General features: G+C 62.3%; 1 protein-coding gene. It reads left to right on the top strand.

All coding sequences use genetic code 11. From position 1 onward, the window contains the following. A partial coding sequence (locus DVK07_RS20795; protein WP_121598603.1) for an NUDIX domain-containing protein occupies positions 1 to 358 on the top strand: 358 nt, incomplete at its 5' end. Between the last annotated feature and the right edge of the window lie 205 nt (positions 359 to 563).

Genomic DNA, 563 nt, shown 5'->3' with positions numbered 1-563 from the left:
CGGCGGCGTGCTCCTCGGCAAACGCGAGAACGAGCCCGCGAAAGGCGAGTGGTTCGTGCCCGGCGGCACGGTACGCAAAAACGAATCTCGCACTGACGCCGTCCACCGCGTGGCCACCGAGGAACTCGGAGAGGCCGTCGTGATCGACGATTGTCTCGGGACGTACGAACATCTCTACGAGACGGCCGACGTCGACGGCGTCGACTCGAAACACTACCTCGCGACGGGCTACCGGTGTCACTTCGAACGCGACGACCCCGAGATCGGTGGCGACGACCAGCACAGCACCTTCCGAGTCTTTCGCCCCCCGTACGAGGATCTCCACCCGTACGTTACCCAGTATCTCGACGATCGGTAGCCACGATCTACAGATAAGCAAGGAGAGAGCCTCGATTCTCGGTAAAACGGAAGGAGAGTCCGCTCAGACGCCGAGATCCCGGAACGTCCAGCCGTTCGGCAGGGTGGCGTCGAGGCCGGCCTCTACGACGAGGTCATGGATGAGCCGTCGACCGTGTCGTCCAACTCGAACGTGTCGTCGAATTCTTCGTGCCAGTCGTAGTACC

Origin of the sequence: Halorubrum sp. Atlit-26R (genome assembly GCF_003666015.1) — an archaeon.
Taxonomy (GTDB): domain Archaea; phylum Halobacteriota; class Halobacteria; order Halobacteriales; family Haloferacaceae; genus Halorubrum.
Note: the sequence above shows the minus strand (reverse complement) of the source record. Positions and strands in the feature narration are given on the sequence as shown.